Annotated in this window: 20 protein-coding genes, 1 other RNA gene and 3 pseudogenes; 17 read left to right on the top strand and 7 right to left on the bottom strand. The window is 65.1% G+C overall.

Going from position 1 to position 25,582, the window contains the following annotated elements; translation table 11 throughout:
• Positions 1–12 precede the first annotated feature (12 nt).
• The 4 genes from recR to ffs all read right to left on the bottom strand — a co-directional run bounded on the left by recR (position 13) and on the right by ffs (position 3,007).
• Positions 13–603: a recombination mediator RecR gene (recR, locus tag C996_RS0106020; protein WP_018866553.1), complete on the bottom strand. Its 591-nt coding sequence runs from the start codon at positions 601–603 to the stop codon at positions 13–15.
• 22 nt (positions 604–625) lie between these two features.
• A complete protein-coding gene (locus C996_RS0106015) occupies positions 626–952 on the bottom strand; it encodes a YbaB/EbfC family nucleoid-associated protein (protein ID WP_018866552.1) in 327 nt (108 codons plus the stop codon).
• A 43-nt stretch (positions 953–995) separates the two neighbouring features.
• On the bottom strand, positions 996–2,825 hold the full coding sequence (dnaX, locus tag C996_RS0106010) for a DNA polymerase III subunit gamma/tau (protein WP_018866551.1): 1,830 nt from the start codon (positions 2,823–2,825) through the stop codon (positions 996–998).
• Positions 2,826–2,910: 85 nt separating this feature from the next.
• An RNA gene (gene ffs / locus C996_RS14145) (signal recognition particle sRNA small type) lies at positions 2,911–3,007 on the bottom strand.
• Positions 3,008–3,285: 278 nt separating this feature from the next.
• On the opposite strand from ffs, the gene C996_RS0106005 reads away from it, so the two are divergent.
• Both C996_RS0106005 and gorA read left to right on the top strand, forming a co-directional pair.
• Positions 3,286–4,035: a glutathione peroxidase gene (locus C996_RS0106005; RefSeq protein WP_018866550.1), complete on the top strand. Its 750-nt coding sequence runs from the start codon at positions 3,286–3,288 to the stop codon at positions 4,033–4,035.
• Positions 4,036–4,209: 174 nt separating this feature from the next.
• Positions 4,210–5,604: a glutathione-disulfide reductase gene (gorA, locus tag C996_RS0106000; RefSeq protein ID WP_018866549.1), complete on the top strand. Its 1,395-nt coding sequence runs from the start codon at positions 4,210–4,212 to the stop codon at positions 5,602–5,604.
• A gap of 103 nt (positions 5,605–5,707) precedes the next feature.
• On the opposite strand, the pseudogene C996_RS0105995 reads toward gorA, so the two are convergent.
• The 3 genes and pseudogenes from C996_RS0105995 to C996_RS0105985 form a co-directional block, all read right to left on the bottom strand.
• A pseudogene (locus C996_RS0105995) lies at positions 5,708–5,920 on the bottom strand (porin family protein); the annotation flags it as partial.
• Positions 5,921–6,190: 270 nt separating this feature from the next.
• A pseudogene (locus C996_RS0105990) lies at positions 6,191–6,586 on the bottom strand (outer membrane beta-barrel protein); the annotation flags it as partial.
• 243 nt (positions 6,587–6,829) lie between these two features.
• On the bottom strand, positions 6,830–7,123 hold the full coding sequence (locus tag C996_RS0105985) for a hypothetical protein (protein WP_231366583.1): 294 nt from the start codon (positions 7,121–7,123) through the stop codon (positions 6,830–6,832).
• Between the two features lie 298 nt (positions 7,124–7,421).
• Here C996_RS0105985 and C996_RS14135 point away from each other — a divergent pair, with 298 nt between their 5' ends.
• The 15 genes and pseudogenes from C996_RS14135 to C996_RS0105920 all read left to right on the top strand — a co-directional run bounded on the left by C996_RS14135 (position 7,422) and on the right by C996_RS0105920 (position 25,342).
• Complete coding sequence (locus tag C996_RS14135) at positions 7,422–7,586, top strand: DUF1328 domain-containing protein (RefSeq protein WP_018866545.1); 165 nt, start codon at positions 7,422–7,424, stop codon at positions 7,584–7,586.
• 188 nt (positions 7,587–7,774) lie between these two features.
• A complete protein-coding gene (locus C996_RS0105975; protein ID WP_018866544.1) occupies positions 7,775–9,652 on the top strand; it encodes a DUF294 nucleotidyltransferase-like domain-containing protein in 1,878 nt (625 codons plus the stop codon).
• Between the two features lie 43 nt (positions 9,653–9,695).
• Positions 9,696–9,959 (top strand): DUF4212 domain-containing protein, encoded by a 264-nt coding sequence (locus C996_RS0105970; RefSeq protein ID WP_018866543.1) that lies wholly within the window; start codon positions 9,696–9,698, stop codon positions 9,957–9,959.
• Between the two features lie 7 nt (positions 9,960–9,966).
• Positions 9,967–11,736 (top strand): sodium:solute symporter family protein, encoded by a 1,770-nt coding sequence (locus C996_RS0105965; protein ID WP_018866542.1) that lies wholly within the window; start codon positions 9,967–9,969, stop codon positions 11,734–11,736.
• Between the two features lie 249 nt (positions 11,737–11,985).
• The gene (locus tag C996_RS0105960) at positions 11,986–13,836 is read left to right on the top strand and encodes a putative nucleotidyltransferase substrate binding domain-containing protein (protein ID WP_018866541.1); all 1,851 of its coding nucleotides are present in this window, start codon (positions 11,986–11,988) and stop codon (positions 13,834–13,836) included.
• A gap of 163 nt (positions 13,837–13,999) precedes the next feature.
• Positions 14,000–14,611 carry a 3'-5' exonuclease gene (locus tag C996_RS0105955; protein ID WP_026279221.1) on the top strand — a complete coding sequence of 204 codons (612 nt, stop codon included), beginning with the start codon at positions 14,000–14,002 and terminating at the stop codon, positions 14,609–14,611.
• Positions 14,612–14,723: 112 nt separating this feature from the next.
• Complete coding sequence (acs, locus tag C996_RS0105950; RefSeq protein ID WP_018866539.1) at positions 14,724–16,682, top strand: acetate--CoA ligase; 1,959 nt, start codon at positions 14,724–14,726, stop codon at positions 16,680–16,682.
• Between the two features lie 187 nt (positions 16,683–16,869).
• Positions 16,870–17,256, top strand: coding sequence for a winged helix-turn-helix domain-containing protein (locus tag C996_RS0105945; protein ID WP_018866538.1), 387 nt, complete (start codon positions 16,870–16,872; stop codon positions 17,254–17,256).
• 252 nt (positions 17,257–17,508) lie between these two features.
• Positions 17,509–18,288, top strand: a complete 780-nt coding sequence (modA, locus tag C996_RS0105940) for a molybdate ABC transporter substrate-binding protein (protein WP_018866537.1) — start codon at positions 17,509–17,511, stop codon at positions 18,286–18,288.
• Between the two features lie 6 nt (positions 18,289–18,294).
• Positions 18,295–18,987 carry a molybdate ABC transporter permease subunit gene (gene modB, locus C996_RS0105935; protein WP_018866536.1) on the top strand — a complete coding sequence of 231 codons (693 nt, stop codon included), beginning with the start codon at positions 18,295–18,297 and terminating at the stop codon, positions 18,985–18,987.
• Complete coding sequence (gene modC, locus C996_RS0105930) at positions 18,984–20,090, top strand: molybdenum ABC transporter ATP-binding protein (protein WP_018866535.1); 1,107 nt, start codon at positions 18,984–18,986, stop codon at positions 20,088–20,090. The genes modB and modC overlap by 4 nt, the downstream gene beginning before the upstream one ends.
• Before the next feature lie 159 nt (positions 20,091–20,249).
• The gene (drt3a, locus tag C996_RS14550) at positions 20,250–21,476 is read left to right on the top strand and encodes an antiviral reverse transcriptase Drt3a (protein ID WP_155985243.1); all 1,227 of its coding nucleotides are present in this window, start codon (positions 20,250–20,252) and stop codon (positions 21,474–21,476) included.
• Positions 21,466–23,625 carry an antiviral reverse transcriptase Drt3b gene (gene drt3b, locus C996_RS14130; RefSeq protein ID WP_081623679.1) on the top strand — a complete coding sequence of 720 codons (2,160 nt, stop codon included), beginning with the start codon at positions 21,466–21,468 and terminating at the stop codon, positions 23,623–23,625. The genes drt3a and drt3b overlap by 11 nt, the downstream gene beginning before the upstream one ends.
• 690 nt (positions 23,626–24,315) lie before the next feature.
• Positions 24,316–24,852, top strand: a pseudogene (locus tag C996_RS13770) (type I restriction-modification system subunit M N-terminal domain-containing protein); the annotation flags it as partial.
• A 172-nt stretch (positions 24,853–25,024) separates the two neighbouring features.
• Positions 25,025–25,342: a HigA family addiction module antitoxin gene (locus C996_RS0105920; RefSeq protein ID WP_018866533.1), complete on the top strand. Its 318-nt coding sequence runs from the start codon at positions 25,025–25,027 to the stop codon at positions 25,340–25,342.
• The last annotated feature ends 240 nt before the right edge of the window (positions 25,343–25,582 follow it).

The following is a 25,582-nucleotide window of genomic DNA, read 5'->3' as shown; positions in this document are numbered from 1 at the left end:
TATTACCACGTATCAATATTCACGCCGACCCGACAGCGCATGCGCCAGGGTCCCGGCATCGATGTACTCCAGTTCGCCACCACTGGGAATACCCTGGGCAATCCGGGTGGTGCGCACCCCGTGGCGCGCCGCCATCTCCGCGAGGTAATGGGCGGTCACCTCGCCCTCCACCGACGTGTTTGTCGCCAGGATCAGTTCTTCCACGCCCTCGGCCTGCAGGCGCGCCTCCAGCCGGTTCAGCCCCAGCTCTTCCGGGCCGATGCCGTCCAGCGGGGACAGTCGCCCGAGGAGCACATGAAAGCGCCCGCCGAAGTCGGTCGCCGACTCGATCGCCAGCACGTCCCCGGGGCTTTCCACCACGCAGATCACCCGCGAATCGCGTTCCGGATCGGCACACCGACTGCAGGTTTCGGCCGCGGTGAGCGTGCGGCAGACGGAACAGTGCCCGATACGCTGGACCGCGTCGTCGACCGCCCGCGACAGGCGCCGCGCGCCCTCGCGGTCGCGCTCCAGCAGGTGCAGGGCCATGCGCCGTGCCGATTTCGCCCCGACCCCGGGGAGACAGCGCAGCGCCTGGACCAGCTCGTCCAGTTCCGCATCCATCAGACGCGTCCGACCCGGCCGGTCAGAACGGCAGCTTCATGCCCGCCGGCAGGCCCATGCCCTCGGTCAGGCTGCCCATGCGCTCCTGCGTAGTCGATTCGACCTTCTGCACCGCGTCGTTGATGGCCGCGGCCACCAGATCCTCGATCATGTCGCGGTCATCCTCGAACAGGCTGGGGTCGATCTTGACCCGACGCGCCGCGTACTTGCCGGTCAGGACCACGCTGACCAGCCCGCCACCGGCCTGGCCCTCGATCTCCATCTCGGCCAGCTCGGCCTGCACCTTCTGCATATCTTCCTGCATCTTCTGGGCCTGCTTCATCAGGCCGCCCATGCCACCTTTCATCATCGGTTCGATCTCCTGCCCCGCAACGCGGCGGTTTCTGGTTCAGTTACTTGTCTGGCGTGGCGCCGCCGGTCGAGGGGGCCTCGCCGGGTTCGCGAATCCGCACGGCCCCCAGTTCGGCGCCAAATTCCTCGCCCAGCGCCTGGACCACCGGGTCCTCGCGCATGGCCGTCTCGGCGCTAGCCTGACGCTCCGCCGAGGCCGCCGCAAGCCGGGCCGCGGGGGTCTCCCCGGAAGGCTCGGACTGGTTGACGATCTCCAGGCGCAGGCTGTGGCCCAGGGCGTTCTCCAGCGCATCCTTCAGCCGGCCCTTGGCACGATCGGTACACAGTGTGCCCGGGGCCACCGCGATCACCACGCGTTCCGCGCCATGCTCGCGCAGCTCGGCGTGCCGGGCGAGTTCGCGCACCGTGCCCATGGGCAGCCCCTCGGCGAAGCGGTACCAGTCGAAAGCACCATCCGCCGCGACGGGCCGCGCAGCCGCCTCCGGCGCGGAAGGGCCGGCCGTGGAAGGCGACGCCTCGCGCGCCTGACGCGGCGCGGTGCCACCGGCCGGTGCCTCGGCCTGCGGCACCGGCGGCGCCGGCTCGTTCACCTGTTCACGGGGGCGTGACGGCGGCGCGCTGGCGGCGCCGGCACCCCCGGTCGGGCCGGCGGCAGTTGCCGGGGGACTGGCGGAAGCCGCCGATGCCCGGGATGCGGTGCGCGTGGACGGCGCCGGCGCGGTCCCGTCGGGACCGGCCGGCCGACGCGGCGGGGTGTCACCGAACTCGCCCGCAGGCCCGGGAACCGGCTCCGGCCGGAAGGCCAGCAGCCGCAACAGAGTCATCTCCACACCCATGCGCGCGTCCGGGGCGTAGGGCAGATCGCGTACGCCGTGCACCAGGATCTGATAGGCCAGCTGGATCGTCTCCGGGTCGACCCGGTCGGCGGCCTCCCGGGCCCAGACGAGCGCCTCTTCGCCCGCCCCGGGAGCCGTGCCGGCCACCTGCTGGACGGCGACCTGATGCACCAGCGCGGCCAGTTCATCCAGCAGCCGCGACCAGTCGGGGCCCAGGGCATCCAGCTCCGCCAGTCCCGCCAGCAGGCCGGGGCCGTCCCCGGCAAACACGGCATCCAGCAAGCCGGCCAGGCGGGTGCGCGGGAGCAGCCCGAGCATGTCGCAGGCATCGGATTCGCTCAGGCGTTCACCGCCATAGGCAATCGCCTGGTCGGTCAGGCTCAGCGCATCGCGCATCGAGCCCTCGGCCGCCTCGCCCAGGCGCAGCAGCGCGCCCGGCTCCGCCTCCACCCCCTCGGCGGCGAGGATGCGCGTCAGGTGCTCGGCGATCATCGCCGGCGGCATCGGCTTCAGGTTGAACTGCAGGCAGCGCGACAGCACGGTGACCGGAAGCTTCTGCGGATCGGTCGTCGCCAGCAGGAACTTCACATGGTCCGGCGGCTCTTCCAGCGTCTTCAACAGGGCGTTGAAGCTCTTCTCGGAGAGCATGTGGACCTCGTCGATCAGGTACACCTTGAAACGCCCGGTGGTCGGCGCATAGGAGACGTTGTCCAGCAGCTCGCGGGTGTCGTCCACCCGGGTGCGCGAGGCGGCATCCACCTCGATCAGGTCCAGATGGCGACCCTCGGCAATCTCGACGCAGGAGCGGCACTCGCCGCAGGGCGTGGCGGTCACGCCGGTCTCGCAATTCAGGCAGCGCGCGAGGATGCGGGCGATGGTGGTCTTGCCCACCCCGCGGGTCCCGGCAAACAGGTAGGCATGATGCAGCCGATCGCCGCTGAGGGCATTGGCCAGGGCGCGCACCACATGCGGCTGCCCGACCAGGTCCTCGAAGCGCGAGGGACGCCACTTGCGGGCCAGAACCTGGTGACTCATGCCTCCCCCGTCGATCGAGTCATGTGCACGCCCGGGTGCGGGCATCACCGCAGGGGTCCGGGCCGCAGGGAAATAGGGTGGTGGCCCGCACCCGCCACACCCCGGCGCCCGACGCAGCTGCTACCGTTGCTCCCTTCCGGGCCTGGCGGGGTTCACAGCCTGTCGTCGCGAGGGGACTGATACGGACCACCATAACGCGGTCCGCGATTCGGCGTTTCCGAATCGGGGCGGCAAGCTTCCGCATTTCCGGCGAACGCGTCAACCTTGGGGCCATGCGATGGAATCGGTGTAACCACCGCGACCGGCACAACGATAGCTCAAAACTAACGATCAAATAGAAAAGAAACACTGGATCAATCATTAGCCAGGCCTTATCTTGAGTCCCGTAGTCGGGCATCGGCCCGGCCGAAAACAAAATCTTTTCTCTGGCAATCAACACTCAACTGAAGGAGTACAACTCATGGAACTCGAAAATCGCGAAGGTCAGCGCGTACCGGAAGTCACCTTCCGCTGCCGCAAGGACAACGACTGGCACGACGTGCGCTCGGCCGACCTGTTCAAGGGTCGCAACGTGATCGTCTTCGCCCTGCCGGGCGCGTTCACCCCGACCTGCTCCTCCGCCCACGTGCCGCGTTACAACGAACTGGCGCCGGTGCTCAAGGAGCACGGCATCGACGAGATCGTCTGCATCTCGGTCAACGATGGCTTCGTGATGGAGGCCTGGCAGGCCGACCAGCAGGCCGACCGCGTGACCTTCATCGCCGACGGCAACGGCGAGTTCACCGAGCAGATGGGCATGCTGGTCGACAAGAGCGACCTCGGCTTCGGCCACCGCTCTTGGCGCTACTCCATGCTGGTGCGCGATGGCGTGATCGAGAAGCAGTTCATCGAGCCGGACGAACCGGGCGACCCCTTCGTCGTCTCCGACGCCGACACTATGCTCGCCCACGTCGCCCCGGATGCGGCCTGCCCCGAAGACGTGGTCGTCTTCACCAAGCCGGGCTGCCCGTACTGCGCCAGCGCCAAGGAGATGCTGGAGAACGCCGGCCTGGATTACGAAGAGATCATCCTGGGCCGCGACGCCAGCCTGCGCAGCCTGCGCGCCGCCACCGGCGCGATGACCGTCCCGCAGGTGTTCGTGGGCGGCCACCGCATCGGCGGCTCGGAAGATCTGCAGGAGTGGATCTCCCGCGAAAAGAAGGCGGCGTAAACCCTGCCTGCCGGGACGGGTCCTCGTGACCCGTCCCCGGTGGTCACCCGGACGGGTGGCCATCCGTGTCCGGATCCCGCAAACCGGACGTCCGGACACGGATGGCAGACCCTGACGCCCGCGCGCAGCGCGGTCGTTATGTAACACTTTCACCGAACCCTTCGAGGAATCGACATGGAACACTACGACATCATCGTGATTGGCGGCGGCAGCGGCGGCCTGGCCGTGGCGGAACGCGCCGCCCCGCACGGCGCGCGCGTCGCCGTGTTCGATCCCAAGCCGCTGGGCGGCACCTGCGTGAACGAAGGCTGTGTGCCCAAGAAACTCACCTGGTACGCCGCAGAGCACATGTCGCACGCCCGCGAAGCCGGCGAGTTCGGCGTGGACGTCGAGATCAAGGGCATCCGCTACGCCGACCTGGCCAACAAGCGCCAGGCCATGCTGAAGGACCTGAACCAGTTCTGGTCCGGACATCTGGAAAAGCTAGGCGTGACCCACATTCCGGAACGCGCCCGCCTGACCGGCAAAAACCAGGTGGTCAGCGACAGCGGCACCGAATACACCGCCGAGCGCATCGTACTGGCGATGGGCGGCGCCCCGATCGTGCCGCCGCTGGAGGGTGCCGAGCTGGGCGCGACCTCCGACGACTTCTTCGAATGGACCGAGCTGCCGGAATCCATCGCCGTGATCGGCGCCGGCTACATCGGCCTGGAGATGGCCGGGATGCTGCGCTCCATGGGCGTGAAGACCGACGTGGTCGCGATGGAGGACCGCGTGCTGGAGATGTTCGACCCGATGGTCTCGCAGGCGCTGGACCAGCACATGGAGCACCAGGGCATCGACCGCCACCTGGGCGTGAAGGTCGCCGGCCTGGGCGGCAAACCCGGCGCCGTGACCGTCCAGCTCGAGGGCGGCCAGGAGCTGGGCCCCTATGAGAAGGTCCTGTGGGCCGTCGGCCGCAAGCCGGCCACCAGCGACATGGGCCTGGAAGAGGCCGGAGTCGAGATCGCCCGCGGCGGCATCATCCCGGTGGACGAATGGCAGGCCACCAATGTCGACGGCATCTACGCCCTGGGCGATATCATCGGCAAGGGGCCGCTGACCCCGGTGGCGATTGCCGCCGGCCGGCGCCTGGCCGCCCACTGGTATGCCCCCGAGACGAAGCCGGTACCGGTGGACTACGACCAGATCCCCACGGTCACCTTCACCCACCCAACCGCGGGCATGGTGGGTCTGACCGAGCCGCAGGCGGTGGAGAAGCACGGCGACTCGGTACGCGTCTACGAGACCCAATTCGGCGGCCTGAACCGCGCGTTCGCCGAGGGCGAGGTGCCGCCGGTGGCCATGAAGCTGGTCTGCGCCGGGGAGGATGAAAAGGTCGTCGGCATCCACATGATCGGCGCGAATGTCGACGAGATGCTTCAGGGCTTCGCCGTGGCGGTGCGCATGGGCGCGACCAAGCGCGACCTGGACCTGACCATCCCGCTGCACCCCACCAGTGCCGAGGAGCTGGTCACCCTGAAGGAAGGCCGCCCCGGGCGCCAGGAAGGCCTGGCCCAGGCCGCCTGACACCCGCCCCGCCCTCCCTCACGCAAAACGCCGTCCCGAAACACATCCCGGGGCGGCGTCTTTTCTTGCGCGTGCGGTCTGCCGAAGCCCGCGCGGTCGGTTGTCAGAATCGCCAGCCCAACGACGCGGTGAAGGCGTCGATCTTGTAGTCGCTGTCGAAGTCGTAGCGCTCAAACTCGGCGCGAATCAGGAAGCGGTCAAGATTCACCTGCGCACCCACTCCGTAGACCGGGTCCACGCCATCGTTGTTACGCAGCGTGAGGCTCTCATCCCCCAGGTTCCCGCGCACATCCGCATCCCACTTGGCGAGACCCGCCAAGGGAAACACTGGATAATGTACGCGTTCGCGCTCGAGTCGCTTTTGCGTGCGAACAAGGCGCGGTGACTGCCGTGCAGTCATTCTGCACAAGGGAACCGCAACGCCGTGCGCGCGCAAAAGCGGCCGAGCCCCTTCGGGGTTGGCACCCCAGGTTCCCCGATCCTGCGTTGCGGCCCTTGCCGGTAGAACCACTACCGGCTGCGCACCGCGCCTTGTCTCGGAAAACCTGGGGTGTCAACGCGAGCGTGTACATTATCCAGTGTTTCCCTCGGCGAAGAACTCGAAGTGCTGCCCGATCGGCAGCTTGCCGAGCACGCTCGCGCCGTAGGCACTCGACTTGATGTCGGTGTGCGCACCCTGCTCGTCACCGCGCAGCTTCACCTTCCCGAGGTCCGAGTAGAACCCCTCCACCCCTACGTAGGGATTGAAGTTGTATCCAACGAACCCGCGCCAGACGTTGTCATCATCATCCAGGCGGTAGTCGGAGGCACCAGAACCAATAAAATCAGCGACCTCGTCCCGATCATTCTTCAGCGAGCTGAAACCCGTTCCCAGGCCCATGTACAGCCCCTCGCTCCGGTCGGATGGATCCGCCATCACTCCCTGCGGTACCAGAAGACCCGAGGCTGCCACTGCAACGGTTGCAAGCAGGAATTTTTTCATTTTCGCGTCTCCTTGAAACATTGTTGATCACCAAAGGCGCGCCGATTCTCCCGAACCGTCATATAACCAAAAAGGCCGAACCTGTGATGTCCTCCGGATAACCGCAAAAACCCCAAAAGCGCCCCACTCACAACGCGAACCCGACCACAATCAGCACCGCAAAAATGCGCGGGGACGACGCTGATCCACCGACACGCGCCCCCGGATCCCGCAGGACCCGTGCCGGGTTAAGGACACCCGGTGTCAGTCCAGTTCGCGCAGCGGGTCCTCGTTCGCGGAAGGCGCCTGCTCGCCACCGGCTTCGTCCTGCTGGCGTTCTTCCTCGCGCAGATCCTCGACCCAGCCACGCAGGTCCTCCTCTACCTCCTCGACCGTTTCGTCCACGGTCTCGCCGGCCTCCTGTGCCGGGCCGGAGTCGGAACACCCCGCCAGCAGGCCGGCAAGGCCCAGGACCAGGCCCACTGCATATACCGGATGCCGGGTCCAATACGCACCGGGGTCCACGCCCGCGTCTTTTACTCGCACGTCATTGTTCATCTCGCACCTGCCCGTGAATTAAATACTCAAGGTGTTGTCCGGCCAACCCGGGTCCTGTCGTTCACCGAACCATTCTCATGGAAACGCAGCGCGCGCCGCGGGAACGGATTCACATTCGAGGACTCGCTCTTATTGCACCGCGTACCAGTTTGCAAAATGCGTCCTCAACATGCGCGCCGCGTCGCGATTCGAAAAACCGAAATGAGAACGGGTGCGCCAAGCCGGATACAAACCCCACACTGAATCAAAATTTCTGCGCTACACTGATATTTTCAGATGACCGAAAAGGAGAAAACCGATGCTGGGATGGGCCCTGTTGTTTCTGATTGTCGCGATCGTGGCGGGCGCGCTCGGCCTCAGCGGCATCGCCGGAGCCGCCACGCAGATCGCCTGGATCCTGTTTGTCGTGGGGCTGATCCTGGCCGTGGTCTTCTTCATCACCGGGCGCCGGCCCCCGCTTTAGCGAAACGCCCGTCTCCATCACCCCGGAGGCGGGTGTAACGGTAAGAAACACCGGTGTTACGCGACGTAACACACTGAAGAACCAGCCGGGCGCAAGTCACTGTTCCGCCCCGGCAGCAAGATTGGCGCGCTATTTGCAATGAATCCCCGAAACGTGAACACGATCACCTTGGGGATGCCGCCCACGCCATGTCTGACGCGCTCGACAGCACCCGGGAGTTCCTCGGCGCCCACGCCCCGTTCGACCAGCTCGAGGCGGACGCGCTGGAATTCCTGCTTCCACGGCTGGAGAGCCGCTTCTATGCCCGGGGAGCCCGCATCACCGACCCCGAGGCCGGCCCCGCACAGCGTTTCCACATCATTCGCCAGGGCCGCATCCGGGGCGAGACCCCCAGCGAAGACGAACAGCTCTCCGGCAAGGCCTGGGAGCTGATCCCCGGCGAATGCTTCCCGATTGGTGCCCTGCTGGGGCGACGCGCCGTGCACACCGTGCACCGCGCGGCCGAGGACACCGTCTGCCTGGAACTGAACCTGGAGGACTTCGACCGCCTGCGGGCACGCTCGAAGGTCTTCAACGACTTCTGCACCCGCCGCCTGGCCAATCTCCTGGACCGCCTGCAGCAGGGCCTGGACACCCTGTCCGCCCGCGACGGCGGGTCCGCCGGTCAGCTCAACACGCCCCTGGCGCTGCGCATTGCGCGCGAGCCCGTCACCTGCCGCCCGGAATCGCGCCTGCGCGAAGTCCTCGCCTCGATGCGCGACGAACGCGTGGGCTCCATCGTCGCGGTCGACGCGGAACAGCGACCAGTGGGGATCTTCACCCTGCACGACCTGCTGGCGCGCGTGGCGCTCGCGGATGTGGACCTGGATACGCCGATCGCCGCCGTGATGACGCCGGACCCGGTTGCCCTGGCCGAAGACGCCCCCGGGTTCGAGGGCATCGAGGCAATGACGGAGCACGGCATGACCCACCTGTGCGTGGTGCGTGACGGACGCCTGGTCGGGGTGCTGGGCGAGCGCGACCTGCTGACCAGCCAGCCGCTGACCCTGGATGGCCTGGTCCGCGAGATCCGCCGCGCGGACTCGGTGGCGACCATTGCCGAGCGCCTGCGTCAGGTTCCGCGCCTGATCGAGGCGGTAGTCGGCCAGGGCGCGGAGGCGGATCAGGTCCTGCGTCTGATCACCCGCCTCAACGAGCACGCCACCCGCCGCGTGCTGGCGTTGCTGCGCGGCGAACACCCGAGCATCGAGGGCATCGACTTCACCTGGCTGGCGTTTGGCTCCCAGGCCCGCGAGGAACAGGCCCTGGTCACCGACCAGGACAACGGCATCCTGTTCGATGCCGAGGCCGGTGATGCGGACGCCATCCGCGAGCGCCTGCTGCCCTACGCGAAGGCCGTGAACCAGGCCCTGGCGGAATGCGGCTTCACCCTGTGCCCCGGCAACATCATGGCCGGCAATCCGGAGTGCTGCCTGAGCGGCCCGGAGTGGGATCAACGCTTTACCCGCTGGATCGAGCAGGGCACCCCGGAGCACCTGCTCAAGAGCACGATCTTCTTCGACCTGCGCGCGGTGGACGGCGATGCCGGCCCGGTCGAGGCCCTGCGCACCCGGCTGCTGCAGAAGACCGCGTTCAACAGCCGGTTCCGCCGTCAGATGGCGGCCAACCAGCAGATGTTCCGGCCGCCGCTGGGCCTGTTCGGCGAGATCAAGAGCGGGGCCGAGGGCATCGACATCAAGAAGCAGGGGCTCACACCCTTCGTCGACGCCGCGCGCGTCATCGCGCTGGCCGCCGAGCTGCCGGCGACGCGCACCCACGACCGACTGGACCAGGCGGTCACCGCGGACGTGATGCGCGAAACCGATGCCCGCGACTACCACGCGGCGCTGCGCTACCTGCAGATGCTGCGCCTGCGCGCACAGCAGAAAGCCCTGCGCGAGGGGCGCGAGGACGACAACCGAATCCGGCCGGAAGAACTGGGTGCCCTGGAGGGACGGGTGCTCAAGGAGAGTTTCCGGCAGGCCCGCAAGCTGCAGGGACAGCTTGAGGTGCAGTACCAGCTGTGAAGGACCACGGCAAACAACAAAACCTTACGAGAGGAGCATCGTCATGTCACAAGAAGACCTGAGCCGGCAGGCGTACTGGCGGGCGCACCTGCGCCTGCTGGGCATCTGCCTGGCCATCTGGTTCCTGGTGTCGTTCGTGCTGGGCATCCTGGTGGCCCAGCCCCTGAACGCGTTCCAGCTGGGGGGCTATCCGCTGGGCTTCTGGTTCGCACAACAGGGGTCGATCTACACCTTCATCATCCTGATCTTCGTTTATGCCTGGCGCATGAACGTCCTGGATCGCAAGTTCAACGTCCACGAGGAGTAAGCCTGTCATGGATCAACAGACTCTAAGCCTGCTCGTGGTCGGGGCGACCTTCGCCCTGTACATCGGCATCGCCATCTGGGCGCGTGCCGGTTCGACCAGCGAGTTCTACGTCGCCGGGCGCGGCATCAACCCGATCGCCAACGGCATGGCCACGGCCGCGGACTGGATGTCCGCCGCATCGTTCATCTCCATGGCCGGCCTGATCGCCTTCCTCGGCTTCACCGGGGGCGCCTACCTGATGGGCTGGACCGGCGGCTACGTGCTGATGGCCCTGCTGCTGGCCCCGTACCTGCGCAAGTTCGGGAAGTTCACGGTGCCGGAATTCATCGGTGACCGCTTCTACTCGAAGGCCGCGCGCATCATCGCGGTGATCTCCCTGATCGTGATGTCCGTCACCTACGTGATCGGGCAGATGCGCGGGGTCGGGATCGCCTTCTCCAACATCCTGGAGGTGCCGCTGGCCACCGGGCTGTTCGCCGGGATGGCGGTGGTGTTCATCTACGCCGTGCTCGGCGGGATGAAGGGCATCACCTACACCCAGATCGCGCAGTACGTGATCATGATCTTTGCCTACACGGTGCCGGCGATCTTCATCGCCATCACCCTGACCGGCAACCCGCTGCCGCAGCTGGGTCTCGGTTCCACCCTGCAGGGTTCCGATACCTACCTGCTGGATGCGCTGGACCAGACGATGGTGGATCTGGGCTTCCACGCCTACACCGAAGTGGGCGGCATGAGCCTGATGAACATGTTCCTGCTGACCCTGGCGCTGATGATCGGTACCGCGGGTCTGCCGCACGTGATCATCCGCTTCTTCACCGTTCCGCGCGTGCGGGATGCCCGCAAGTCCGCCGGCTGGGCGCTGGTGTTCATCGGCATCCTCTACACCACCGCCCCGGCGGTCGGTGCGATGGCCATCTGGAACCTGGTCAACACCGTGCATCCGGGCGAGATCGGCACCGAGGAAGGCCACCTGGCCCACGCGGACAAGCCGGCCTGGATGGAGCGCTGGGAGCAGACCGGTCTGCTGGCGTTCGAGGACAAGAACGACGACGGCGTGATCCAGTACTACAACGACGCCAACGAAGAGTTCGCCGCGATGGCGGAAGAGGAATACGGCTGGGAAGGCTCCGAGATCGTGACCCTCGACCGCGACATCATGGTGCTGGCCAACCCCGAGATCGCCGGGCTTCCGGGCTGGGTGATCGCACTGGTCGCAGCGGGCGGTATCGCTGCCGCACTGTCGACCGCGGCGGGGCTCCTGCTCGCCATATCGTCGGCCATCTCGCACGACTTGCTGAAGGGCGTATTCATGCCCAGGATCAGCGAGAAGAACGAGCTGATGGCAGGACGTATCGCCATGGCGGTCGCCATCCTGTTCGCGGGGTATCTGGGGCTTAATCCACCCGGCTTCGCGGCCGAGGTGGTGGCACTGGCCTTCGGTCTGGCCGCGGCCTCGCTGTTCCCGACCCTGATGATGGGCATCTTCATGAAGAAGATGAACAAGGAAGGCGCGATCGCCGGCATGCTGGTCGGTCTCGGGACCACCCTGCTGTACATCTTCACGTACAAGGGCTGGTTCTTCTTCTCCGGCACCGCCATGCTCCCGGACAACCCGGACGGCTGGCTGCTGGGTGTGAACCCGACCGGCTTCGGCGCCATCGGCGCGGCCTTCAACTTCATCACCGCCTACATTGTGATGAAGATGACCAAGGAACCGCCGAAGGACATCCAGGACCTGGTCGAAAGCGTGCGCGTACCGCGTACCGAAAGCTGATGGACGGCCCCGTCATGCCTGGCAGCATCGGCATGGCGGGGCTCCCGTCACCATGACTGGATGGAGTTTCAGAAGTAACGACGGGGTCGGCTCGGGTGCACCGGGTCGGCCCCTTTTATCTGGCACATGTCCCGCGGGACAAGCGGCAATCGACCCGAACCCGGTCGATTGCCGGTTGCCCCACACCCTGAACCCCAACGTATCCACGCCCCGGTGTCTCCCCGGGTATATCGCCACACGGACCCGCGCATGAACGGCGAACTCGAAGAGATCCGCGAGTTTCTCGATCGCTGCCCGGATCTGGCCTCCCTGCCGGCGGCCAGCCGGGACGCGATCGTGCGTCAGCTCACCCTGCGCTACCTGCGCGAGGGCAGCCGCTTCCCGCCGGACGCCGAGCCCGGCCTGTGGATCGTGCGCACCGGCACCCTGGAGATCCGCGACGCCCGCGACACCCTGCTGGACCGCCTGGGCGAAGGGGATCTGGTGCATCTCGCCGCGTCACCGCAGACCCCGCTCGGCCCCGTGATCGAGGATGCCCTGGTCTACCACCTGCCTCTGGAGCGCGCCCGGCAACTGGCCGCCCGCGACGGCGCCATCGCCCAGTTCCTCGCCGACGACGCGCCGCGCCCCCTGGCCGCCGGGGGGGCGCCCCACGGCCACGGGGACGACAACCGGCTGCTGACCACGCCAGTCCGCGCGCTGATGACGCCGAACCCGGTGCTGGCACCGAGCACCCTGAGCCTGCGCGAGGCCGCGCGCCTGATGGACCGCGCCGACGTCTCCGCCCTGCTGCTGCACGCCCCGGACCGGCCGGGCGCCCCCGAAGGCATCCTGACCGACACCGACCTGCGGCGCGCCATCGCCAAGGGCATCGATCCCGGGCAACCCGTGGCGGAGTCCATGGCCGGCCCGCTGACCACCGTCCAGCGCGACACACCCGCCTTCGAGGCCCTGCTGCGCATGGCCCGCCACGACATCCACCACCTCCCCGTCGTCCACGAGGCGGACGGGACCCTGGCCGGCATGCTCTCCAGCACCGACCTGATCCGCCATCAGGGCACCAGCGCCGTCTACCTGGTACGCGACCTGCGCCGCGCCGACGATCTCGACGGCCTGAAGGCCGTGATGCAGGCCCTGCCCCGGCTGCAGGCCCAGCTGGTGGACTCCGGCGCGGATGCCGTGCAGCTCACGCAGACCATCACCACCGTGATCGACACCCTGACCCAGCGCCTGATCGAGCTCTGCGAGCGTGACCAGGGATCGGCCCCCTGCGCGTATGCCTGGCTGGCCAGCGGCAGCCAGGGCCGCCACGAACAGACCGTATTCACCGACCAGGACACCGCGCTCATCCTGGCCGACGACGCACCGGAGGGGGCCGGCGCCTGGTTCGAGGCACTGGCCCGCCAGGTCACCGCCGGCCTTGATGCCTGCGGCATCCGCGCCTGCCCCGGCGATGTCGACCCCACCCACCCGGACTGGCGCCGCCCCGCCGCCGACTGGTCCCGCGAGATGGAACGCGTGCTGCATCACCCCGCCGCGCGCGATGCGATGCTGGCCACCCACTATCTCGACATGCGCGTGATCCACGGGGACGCCACGCTGTTCGAGCCCCTGCGCCAGCGGGCCCTGGAAACCGGGGCGCGCCACGAGGCCCTGCTGAGCGCCCTGGCCGACCAGGCCCGCGACCTGCCCCCACCGCTGGGCTTCTTCCGGCAGTTCGTGCTGGAGGACAGCGGCGAGCACGCGGACACCCTGGACCTGAAGATGCGCGGCCTGCTCCCGATCGTGGCCATGGCACGGGTCTTCGCCCTGCATGCCGGCAGCGAGGCGCGCAGCACCGTGGAACGCCTGCGCGCCGCCGCCCGCGCCGGTGTGATCAGCGACACTACGGCCGACAACCTGATCGATGCCTGGCGCTACATCGCCGAGCTGCGCGCCCGCCACCAGGCGCACCAGATCCGCAACGCCCAGCCCCCGGACAACGCGCTGGACCCGGCCGAGCTGTCCACGCTGGAGCGCAGCCACCTGAAGACGGCCTTCCGCCTGGTCAGCGACGCCCGCAAGACGGCGCTCGCGAACGCCGAGCGTGTCCACGGATGAACCGCTCGACTATGCCCGGCCCGGCCCCCGTCAGCTGATGGTCTGCCCGCTCAACCATCCCGACTGGCGCCGACCACCCGGGCACTGGCGTTTCTGCCGGGCCCGCCGGCGCGCCGCGCGCCGGGCCCCGCCGGGCCCGCTGCGTACGTCCCTGGAGGCCCCCCTGCCGCGCGCCGGCCAGGCCGTCGCGGCCAGCCGCTTCCTCGCGGTCGACCTGGAGACCACCGGGCTGGATCCGGAGCACGACCGCATCCTCAGCATCGGCTGGGTGGCGATGGACGGCGCCCGCATCGACCTGGCCACCGCGGACCAGCGCCTGGTGCGCGCCGAGGGCCCGGTGCCGGAGGCCAGCGCGGTAATCCACCGCATCACCGATCAGCGCGCCGCCGAAGGTGTCCCGCTGGACGCGGCGCTGGATGCCCTGTTCGAGGCCCTCGCCGGACGCGTCATGGTGGCGCACCATGCGGCGCTGGAGATCGGTTTCCTGGAACAGGCCTGCCAGCGGCTGTACGGCGTGCGCCCGCCACTGGCGATCGTGGACACCCTGCGCCTGGCGGAGACGGCCCTGCGCCGCGCGGGCCAGCCGATCCCCGCGCACGGGCTGCGCCTGCACACCCTGCGCGCGCGCTACAACCTGCCGGCCTACCGCGCGCACGACGCGCTGTTCGACGCCATCGCCGCGGGCGAACTGTTCGCCGCCCTGCTGAGCCGGCAATCGCCGGACGGCAAGCTGCCGCTCGGGCGCGTGCTGTTCCGCCCCGCATGGCTCTGGTAGGCGCCGCCAGCACCCGGTTCGCATGCTATCCTCGCACCCACCATGGAAACCCTGACGGGGCTGGCCCCAGGCCACTCCCGCCCCCAAACAAGAAATCGATCTGGAGGCCCTGATGAGTGACAACATCGAGTCCACCCTCACCGAGACGCGCCACTTCGCGCCGCCGGCGGAGTTCACCGCAAACGCCCGCCTGAAGCCGGCCGACCTGGAGGCCCTGCACCAGAAGGCCGAGGCCGACTACGAGGGCTTCTGGTGCGACCTCGCGCGCGAGCAGATCGACTGGCAGACCGAGTTCACCCAGGGCCTGGATGACTCCAACGCGCCGCACTACCAGTGGTTCGCCGACGGGCGTATGAACGTCTCCTACAACTGCATCGACCGGCATCTCGAGGTGCGCGGCAACAAGACCGCCCTGATCTTCGAGGCAGAGAACGGCGACACCCGCCACCTCACCTACCGCGATCTCTACAACGAGGTCGGCAAGCTGGCCAACGCCCTCAAGGGCATGGGCGTGGAGAAGGGCGACCGCGTCATCATCTACATGCCGATGAACGCCGAGGCCGTGATCGCCATGCAGGCCTGCGCGCGCATCGGCGCGATCCACTCGGTGGTGTTCGGCGGCTTCTCCGCGGACGCGCTGCGTGACCGCGTGGTGGATTCCGGCGCCAAGGTGGTCATCACCGCCGATGGCGGCGAGCGCGGCGGCAAGGTCGTCGGGCTCAAGGCCAATGTCGACAAGGCGCTCGATTCCAACGGCGGCGACGTCGAGAAGGTCGTGGTGTGCAAGCGCGCCGGCAACGACGTGACCATGCACGAAGGCCGCGACATCTGGTGGGAGGACGCGGTGGACGGCGAATCCGTCGACTGCGAGCCCGAGTGGGTGGAATCCGAGCATCCGCTGTTCCTGCTCTACACCTCCGGCTCCACCGGCAAGCCCAAGGGCATCCAGCACTCCAGCGCCGGCTACCTGCTGGGCGCCATCGTCACCAACCAGTGGGTGTTCGACCTGCAGGGCGACGACGTCTACTGGTGCACCGCGGATGTCGGCTGGATCACCGGCCACACCTATGTCGCCTACGGCCCGCTGGCCGTGGGCGCCACCCAGGTCGTCTACGAAGGCACGCCGACCGTCCCCGACGCCGGGCGCTGGTGGAAAATGTGCCAGGACCACGGCGTGACCGTGTTCTACACCGCCCCCACCGCGATCCGCGCGCTGATGAAGGCCGGCCCGGACCTCCCCAAACAGTACGACCTGTCCAAGCTGCGCCTGCTGGGCACGGTCGGCGAGCCGATCAACCCCGAGGCCTGGATGTGGTATTACACCACCGTCGGCCAGGAGCGCTGCCCCATCGTCGACACTTGGTGGCAGACCGAAACCGGCGCCAACATGATCGCCCCGATCCCCGGCGCGACCACGCTGGTCCCCGGCTCCTGCACGCGCCCCCTCCCCGGCGTGGCCGCCGACGTGGTGGACGAGGACGGCAACAGCCTGGGCGCCGACCAGGGCGGCTATCTGGTCATCAAGAAGCCGTGGCCGCACATGCTGCGCACCGTCTGGGGTGATGACCAGCGCTACAAGGACACCTACTGGCCCAAGTTCGGTGGCAAGTATTACCTGGCGGGCGACTCCGCCCGGCGCGACGCCGAAGGCAACTTCTGGATCATGGGCCGCATCGACGACGTGCTGAACGTCTCCGGCCACCGCATGGGCACCATGGAAGTCGAATCCGCCCTGGTCGCGCACAAGGCGGTGGCCGAGGCCGCCGTGGTCGGCCGCCCGCACGACGTGAAGGGCGAGGCCATCGTCGCCTTCGTGATCCTGCAGGGCAACCGCCTGACCGGCGACGAAGCTGACGCGATGATCAAGGAGCTGCGCAACTGGGTCGCCGACCAGATCGGCCCGATCGCCAAGCCGGACGACATCCGCTTCGCCGACGGCCTGCCCAAGACCCGCTCCGGCAAGATCATGCGACGCCTGCTGCGCTCCATCGCCAAGGGCGAGGAGATCACCTCCGACACCTCCACGCTGGAAAACGAGGCCGTCATCCCGCAGCTCCAGGGCAAGGCCTGAACCGGAGGCCGGGGTATCGCACCCCGGCCCTCAACGCCCCCCGTAGGAGGCCAGCCCCCTGGCCGATAGGACGCCGGATCGGCCCCCATCGGCCAGAGGGCTGGCCTCCAACCATTCCGGGGTATCATTTCGTAACCACACCCCTGTCTCCGCACCCCCTGCACGCAAACCCCAGGCCGCCCAACGCATGAGCACCCACCACTCCGGCAACTCCAAGGACCCGTCCCAGGCCCCGCGCCTGCGCGTCCTGCTGGGCGAGGTCACCGCCATGGGCCCGGGCAAGGCCATGCTGCTGGAGGCGATCCGCGACCGGGGCTCTATCTCCGCGGCCGCGCGCCATGTCGGCATGTCCTACCGCCGCGCCTGGGACCTGGTCGAAACCATGAACCAGAGCTTCCGCGAACCGGTGGTGGCCACGGCCAAGGGCGGCTCCGGCGGCGGGGGCGCACAGGTCACCGAATTCGGCGAGACGGTACTGGGCCGCTACCGCGACATGGAACGCCAGGCCTGCGAGGCCCTGCACGACGAACTGCACGCCTTCGCAGACTTCCTCGCCGAAGACCACAAGCCGTAACCACCACCCGAGCCTTGACGGCCCTCCCCCGGCCCCGCATCATTGCGCCAGTCGATATGCAATCTGAAATATAACGCATCGCACAGCGCCAAAAAGTGCTCGTCACTGCGAGGAGCACCGCGACGAAGCACAAAAGCAGCGAAGCTGCGTTGAACGGCCGCAGGCCGGCCCGAAGGGCGAGCGCAGCGAGTAATCCCTAACGGAACCACCCGAGGCAACCACAACCCGAACCCACAGGGAACCACCCCCAACATGCACCTGCGCGCCCTCCTCCTGACCCTGCTCCTCCTGCTGCCCAGCCTGGCCGCCGCCAACGGCCCGCTGACCATCGCCGCCGCCTCGGACCTGCGCTTCGCCCTGGACGAGATCCTGGACGCCTACCGCGAAGCGCACCCGGAGGACGCGGTGCGCGTCACCTACGGCTCCTCCGGCCGCATGACCACGCAGATCATGAACGGCGCCCCCTACGACGTGTTCTTCTCCGCCGACATCGCCTACCCGCAGAAGCTGCGTGCCGAGGGCCACGCGGCCACCGAACCGGAGGTCTACGCCATCGGCCGCATCGTGCTGTGGAGCAACCGCATGGATGCCTCCACGATGACGCTGGAAGACCTGCTGCGCGACGACATCCGCCGCGTCGCCATCGCCTCGCCCACCCACGCGCCCTACGGCGTGCGCGCGATGGAGGCGCTCCAGTCCGTGGGCGTCTGGGACGACCTGCAGCCGAAGATCGTCAACGGCGACAACATCGCCCAGACCGCGCGCATGATCCAGGCCGGCGGTGCGGAGATCGGCATCATCGCCCTGTCGCTGGCCGAGTTTCCGGACCTCGCCGAACACCCGCACTACCTGATCGACGACGCCCTGCACGAACCCCTCACCCAGGGCTTCGTGATCACCCGGCGCGGCGAACACAACGAGATGGCCCACCGCTTCGCCGAATACATGAACGGCGACACCGCCCGCGACATCATGCGCCGCTACGGCTTCGTGATGCCCGGCGAAGAGCTGCCCGACGACGCCGCCCAGTAACCCCACATGTTCGAACTGAGCCCCACGGACTGGATGGCGATCGAGGTTACCCTCAAGCTCGCGCTGTACACCACGCTGATCCTGCTGGTGATCGCCACGCCCATTGCCTGGTGGCTGGCCAATGGCCGTGCCCCCGGCGGCGTACGCACCGCGGTGCAGGCACTGGTCGCCCTGCCGCTGGTGCTGCCCCCCACCGTGCTCGGCTTCTATCTACTGGTCCTGCTGGGCCCCGCCGGCCCAGTCGGCAGCACACTGGAGAGCTGGGGCCTCAACCACCTGGCCTTCACCTTCCAGGGCATCCTGATCGCCTCGGTGATCTACTCCCTGCCTTTCGCCGTGCAGCCACTGCAACAGGCCTTCGCCAACCTCGGCCGCCGGCCAACCGAGATCGCCGGCTCGCTCGGCGCCGGGCGCATCGACCGCTTCGTGACCGTGATCCTGCCGATGACCCGCGGCGGTTTCATCGTCGCCGCCACGCTCGCCTTCGCCCACACCCTCGGCGAGTTCGGCGTGATCCTGATGCTCGGCGGCGCCATCCCCGGCGAGACCCAGGTGCTGTCCATCCTGATCTACGACCACGCCGAGGCGATGGACTTCGCCTCCGCCCACCGATTGTCGCTGGGCCTGCTGATCTTCGCCTTCGTGGTGCTGTTCGTGGTCTATGCCATCAACCGCCGCTTCGACACGGTGCGCCTGTGACCCGACCCACGAGCGAATCCCTGCGCATCAAGGCGCGTCTGGAACGCTCCGGCTTCGCGCTGGACGTGGACACGGCCTTCCCGCTGGAGGGCGTAACCGCCCTGTTCGGCCGCTCCGGCTGCGGCAAGACCACGCTGCTGCGCATCATCGCCGGCCTGGAACATCCGCCCGGCGCCGAGGTGCACTTCGGCGACACCGCCTGGCAGTCCGGCAAGACCTTCGTCCCGCTGCACCGCCGCCGCGTCGGCCTGGTGTTCCAGGAATCCACCCTGCTCCCGCACCTCTCCGTACGCGGCAACCTGCTCTATGGTTACAAACGCACCCCGGAGCCCCTGCGCCGCCTGCACCTGGAAGAAGTAGCAGACCTACTCGGCATCACCGAGCTGCTGGGGCGCCGCGCCGACCAGCTCTCCGGCGGCCAGCGCCAGCGCGTCGCCCTCGGCCGCGCCCTGCTCACCAGCCCCGACCTGCTGCTGCTCGACGAACCCCTGAACGCCCTCGACACCCAGACCAAGCGCGAGATCATGCCCTTCCTCGCCCGCCTGGCCGAAGAGACCGGCATCCCCAGCCTGCTCGTCACCCACGCCCCGGACGAGGTCGAACGCCTCGCCACCCGCGTCGCCTTCATGCACGACGGCCAGCTAGAACGCCTGGAACCCCTGCGCGAAGCGCTCGCCCGCGCCGACTCCCCCCTGTTCCGCGACGAAGGCGCCGTCTCCGTCCTGCAAGGCGAACTGGGCCCGGCGGACGCCCACGGCCTCCACCCCTTCGGCCCGCCCGAGGCCCGCTACCGCGTACCATCCACACCGGGCGCCACCAACGGCGCCGGCCGCCCGGCCCGACTGCGCATCGACGCCCGTGACGTCTCCATCGCGCTGACCCCGCCCCAGGACGTCTCCATCCTCAACATCATCCCCGTGACCATCGAGTCGCTGGATGAGGCGCCCGGGCACCACGGCCCCGCACGCACACTCGCAGTGTGCCGCCAGGACGATGGGCAGACGTTGATGGCGGAGCTGACGCAGTTATCCACCGACCGGCTGGGCCTCCGCCGGGGCACGCGTGCCCACGCGCTCGTCAAGGCTGTAGCCTTTCTCGACTGAGCGCTTGTTCCACGCCCACCGCATCGACAGACCCCATCAACACGAACCCACATTCCTAACCCAACACACGCATTCCTTTTTTTAATTGACCCATCCGCACAAAACCACCAAGATCCACCCTTCGCGCAAAACTTTTTCAACGTTTGTCGGAGACTCACAATGTACTGGACCCAACTCATCCGACGTTCTATCCATGACACGCTTATCACCTCCGACCACTACAAATCCGGAAGCATTGAAGAGGTGATCACCGAACATCAGGCGGATACCCTATCCGCCACCGACCCAAACCTAGGCCCGTTCGAAGCCAAACGTGCATCATTCAATAAGAAGCCGGGATTGCAACTTACCAACCCACACGAAAAGATTGTCGACATTGCGACCACCCAAATACTTCGACACGAACTAACAATAGCCACAACCCCTAGACACCAACAAATCGGGCAACTCATCTACTCACTACGAGAGCTTGGGCCCGCGACCCTCTATCGATTTGACGTATCCGCCTTTTTTGAATCCTTCGACAGACCCGCCCTCGTAGACCAAGTCAATCGTCGACTGCGGGCAAGCGGCCCCGTAAAGCGGTCACTCTCTCGTTACAATCGAACGTGCGACGCAAACGGCATACCAGGCGTCGCTCGCGGCATCGGGATGAGCTCCGCGCTCACCGAATACGCAATGCAAGACATTGACCTCTACTTTCTTCGTGACCACGAAACGTACTTCTACGGCCGGTTCGTCGACGACATCATAATAATTCGCGCAAAAAACAAATACAGCTACCCCATCAATGAAACACTGCAAACGTTACTAGACCGCGTACCTGGTGACCTACAGATAAACAACAATCCCGAAAAACACCGAGCCATAGACGTCAACAAGACCGAATGCCCGATGCGCGAGCCATTTACCTACTTAGGCTACACATTTACTTGCAGATCAGACCGCTCGGTTTCGGTCGATATAAGCCCGGCAAAAACTAAAAGAATAAAGTCTAAAATCATCAGGTGCTTCATGGAGTTCAAAAGAAACAAAAACTTCAATATCCTTAAAGACTCCCTAAAACTTCTCGCATCCAATACCGCGCTCGTCAGACGCGGGGTGAAATCGCAAGCCATGCTTACCGGGATCTACTACAATTACCCACATCTAACCCCTGACTGCTATGAAACCGGGGCCTTACCCTCTATCGACGCATTTCTTCGCTCGATCCTATATGGAACCAAAACGCCACTCTCCCGAGAACTCCGTGCCCACCTGTCGCCGGAACAACGGCGTCAGTTGCTTTCGATATCATTCACAGCGGGTCACAAACTACGGCTGTTCCACAGAGTCTCGCCCTCGCGCGCTCGCCGGCTGATTGAAGGTTGGTCTCATGGCACATAACCGCAAGTTCCGTACACAAGATGAGCGAGCCTTCTTGCGATCCGACACACTCCGCGCACTCTGGAGTGACACTCATCCGGAAGAACTCCCTCTTTTCCTTGACAACTTCGGGTTGCATCACAATCTCCAGCGCCTTTCGCTAACCAACTGTCAACGCTTCACGGAAGCACGGACAGCCACCCACCACCCCAACCAGGCCGCGTGGCTCGCCAGCTTCATAGCGAAACTAATGGACCCTACCCAAGGGACTCACGAAATCCCATTGCACTTTATTTCACAGACATCTGAAGGCAAATCGAGACATATCGCTCTTCCTCACTGCAAAAGCCAAATCCGCTTCGCATTTTTTCTTCATGAAGAATCTGATCGAATCTTACAGGCAACCTCACGATCCCCCTTAACACTACGAGCCCCCTGCGGAATCGGCGTGGATCGAGTAAAGCTAGAAGCCGCCGTGACACACAGACCCCCAAAACCTCAACTGGATAACTCGGATACCAAAAGCTCGCTGGTTGAGACATCCGAGGAAATGCAACCCCGCCAGTTCTTTCTCTATCGCGGCTACCGTAGGCTATATAAATTCTTTGGCTCAAAGAGTTTTCTTTCCAACGAAGAACAATATCCGATACTCGCGAGCCTAGACGTTCAAGCAGCTTTTCCGAGCATCTACACACATTCCATAGCTTGGGCCATACGTGGAAAATTTCACACCAAAGAGAATATTGAACCTGTAAAGGAGAGGCGGCATAAAAAGTCCGGTCGACTTCAGCCCTTTGGGCCCTATTTTGACTATGTAATGCAACGCGCTAACTGGAACGAGACCCATGGCATTATCGTTGGCCCCGAGATAAGCCGAATATTTGCTGAGATAATATTCCAACAGATCGACTTGAACATCCTCTCCGATTTAGACAACAAATCCGAGATGTCTGGCGAGCCGGGAACGCGCCCTTCGTTCCGAATTTATAGGTACGTAGACAACTACTACGTATTCTGCTCAACCGAAACCGATGCCCAGCATGCGATAAGAATAATCGAGGCAAGGCTCAGCGAATACAATCTACGTTTGAACCAACATAAAACCAACGTTCTTTCGCGTCCATTTCTCGACTTGCACGGGGTTCAATCCCAGACAATCGGAAGGACCATCGGCGCGGCAGTTCAGGCGCTAGACGAACTCATTCAAGCACGTTGTGACACAGCGAAGGGGACGCTCAAGGGAGAGTCGGACACGATGGAGTCTACCACCAAGGAGCTTCACCGATGGCAACGTAAGTTCCTTCAAGACATCCGGCTTTCTTGCGCACAAAGCGGTGGCCTATCTAATGCGGCCGCGCGTGTCCCGGGTGTGATACGCATGCGAGCCCTGAGGCTGGCGGAAGGTCATCCCGCTGTTCCCGCTAGCATCCGTAGAAGCTTGATATGGATTTATATAGATATAGCAGCATACTTCGTCTCGATTCGCCCTACAGATAGCACAGGGATTGCGCTTTCTACGGCAATCTTGTGTTGGCACGAGATACTCAACGGGGAAGATCCCGATCCGTCGACCCTTTGGCATCATGAACGCATTTTCAATCGTGTGGTTGAGGTATTGAACTCTCTAAAGCCTCATAGAGAGTTCAATACGGACGCCAGTAGCGATACCATCAGACCGACAGACAACGGCACCCCTATTATCGTTAACCTACTTGCAACACTGTCCCATTTCCCTACACCATTTAGCTTGGAGCCTGATGAGACACTCTCATACCTTGGGATCGATCCGAAACACTTCAGCGCCAGAGATTATCTTAACGTTATCGGTTTCTTGTTTTACTTTAACAAAAGAGATGGAGAGATACCATTCGGAATCGCGATCTGCAACCGCGCTGGGGAGCTTCTAGAACGGGAAGGGATTGTTAATACAGGCGTATTGCACCTCGCCCTAGATATAATGAGTTGCAAAGGGATCCCACGGACCGCTCGCTATTTATTACTCGAAAGACTCACGAATGCCGCTGAGGCACCTAAGGTGTATATTAAGACTAACGCCGGGAAGGACGAAATTTGTCGCCAATTCGAGGAACATCCCTGGTTCGTTGACTGGGAAGGCCGGGTGGGACTATGGCGAAGAGTACGGCGCCGCGCAGTTCGACAGATCTATTAGGATTCTAGTACCATATCGGCTGCTGGGACGGAGGCTGCACGACGGCTTTAGTTTGGCCGGAACCTATCCCTTAGGCATTTGCCTCTTGGCGGATCGCATGGGAAGTTCAGCTAATACTCGTCGAGTTCGCGATCGCGCGACGACTTGGTTGAACACACACCATAGCAGCCTATCGTCTCAGCACTTTCCAACTTCGATGTGTGAGGACCACACATTACCTGTGGAATTCGGGGTCGGACCACGATAAGCGGCGGAAAACCTGGACCTTAATGCGCTCGCCTCGCCCACATAGAGCCTTAGACGTGCAGTTTCATGGGCGAAAATGGCCGACTAACGGGCAAAACGGGGTCGGGCCTCGATACTCCGCTGAATCTAAAAGGCTAGTTTCCTCTCTTGGCGCTGCACAGGCGCTTAAACGGCCCATTTTCGGGCCGAAAAGCCCAAGCGAAGTGGACACCCATGGCCGTGCGCCGGGAAGCTGGGTGGCCATGCAGGGCCAGCACGATCTCTCGTGTGCACGGAAGGGTGTGGAGCTGGACACCGTGCGGCCGGTGCGGTTCGATGGGCCTGGCGACAGCGGGCAGCCTGCCGCTTAGGACCGCAGGAAGTACGCCAGGGAAGTGGCGCCCACCTTTCTCCTGACCTGCGCGCGAAGGGATAATGCGGCGTCCAAGGAGAGTGGGTGACTGAATGTTCGAGCAAACCTTCCGCAATATCGATGACGTGCTCTGGAAAGAGGCCGGCTGCGCGACTGAGCTGGACTACACGGAGCAGACGTCGTGGATGCTGTTCCTCAAGTATCTGGACGATCTGGAGTACGAGCGCGCGCAGGAGGCGGAACTGGTGGGCAAGTCCTACCGGTACATCATCGATGAGCCGTATCGCTGGTCGGCGTGGGCTGCGCCGAAGACGGCCGATGGCGCGTTCGACCATAACGAGGCGCTGACGGGCGCGGATCTGATCGCCTTCGTCAACGACGATCTGTTTCCGTATCTCCAGGGCTTCCGCACGCGCGCGACGGGGCCGGACACCCTCGAGTACAAGATCGGGGAGATCTTCAGCGAGATCCGGAACAAGTTCTCCAGCGGCTACAGCCTGCGCGATGCGCTGGAGCTGATCGACGGCCTGAGCTTCCGCTCGCAGAAGGAGAAGCACGAGCTCTCCCATCTGTACGAGGCGAAGATCCGCAACATGGGCAATGCGGGGCGCAACGGCGGGGAGTACTACAGGCAGAAGGGGTCAGACCTTGCCTTTTGCCTCCGTACCACGACAGCGTGGGCAGAAGGGGTCAGACCTTGCCTTTTGCCTCCGTACCACGACAGGGGCAAAAGGCAAGACTTGACCCCTTCGGTGCGTTTCCGGTTATGACGACTGCCTTAGGCTTCGAGGATTATCACTGATGACCATGCACAACCCTCCGCACCCGGGCGAATTCATTCGCGAGGTCTATCTGGAACCGTTTGGACTTAGTGCCCGCCAGCTAGCCAGCAAGCTCGATGTCTCGCCTTCCACCCTGGGGCGCGTCCTGCAGGGTCGCAGCGGGGTGAGTCCCGAGATGGCACTGCGTCTGTCCAAAACGCTCGGCCGTTCGCCGGAAAGCTGGCTGGCCATGCAGGATCAGCACGACCTCTGGTGTGCACGTAAGAGCGTGAAGCTGGACGCCGTACAAAAGATGCGGTTCGATGGGCACAGAGAAAACGGGCAGCCAGCCGCGTAGCTGCAGAAAACGCGCGCTAACGGCTTAGGAACAAGAGCGGAAGACTAGGACACCCACGTTCCCTGCCGCGTTATGGCGAGGCCCCGCCGGGGCCGTGGCCATCTCCGAACGCGACCCCAGACGTCCGCCTCGATCAGCGCCAAGGACATCCACAGAGATCGCCACGGCGCTACGCGCCTCGCGATGACGGTGTTTGCTTCTCCGTCGTGATGAAACCTCGCAGGGGCGACGAAGACGAGG

Source organism: Thioalkalivibrio sp. ALE25, assembly GCF_000377285.1.
Classification (GTDB): domain Bacteria; phylum Pseudomonadota; class Gammaproteobacteria; order Ectothiorhodospirales; family Ectothiorhodospiraceae; genus Thioalkalivibrio.
Note: the sequence above shows the minus strand (reverse complement) of the source record. Positions and strands in the feature narration are given on the sequence as shown.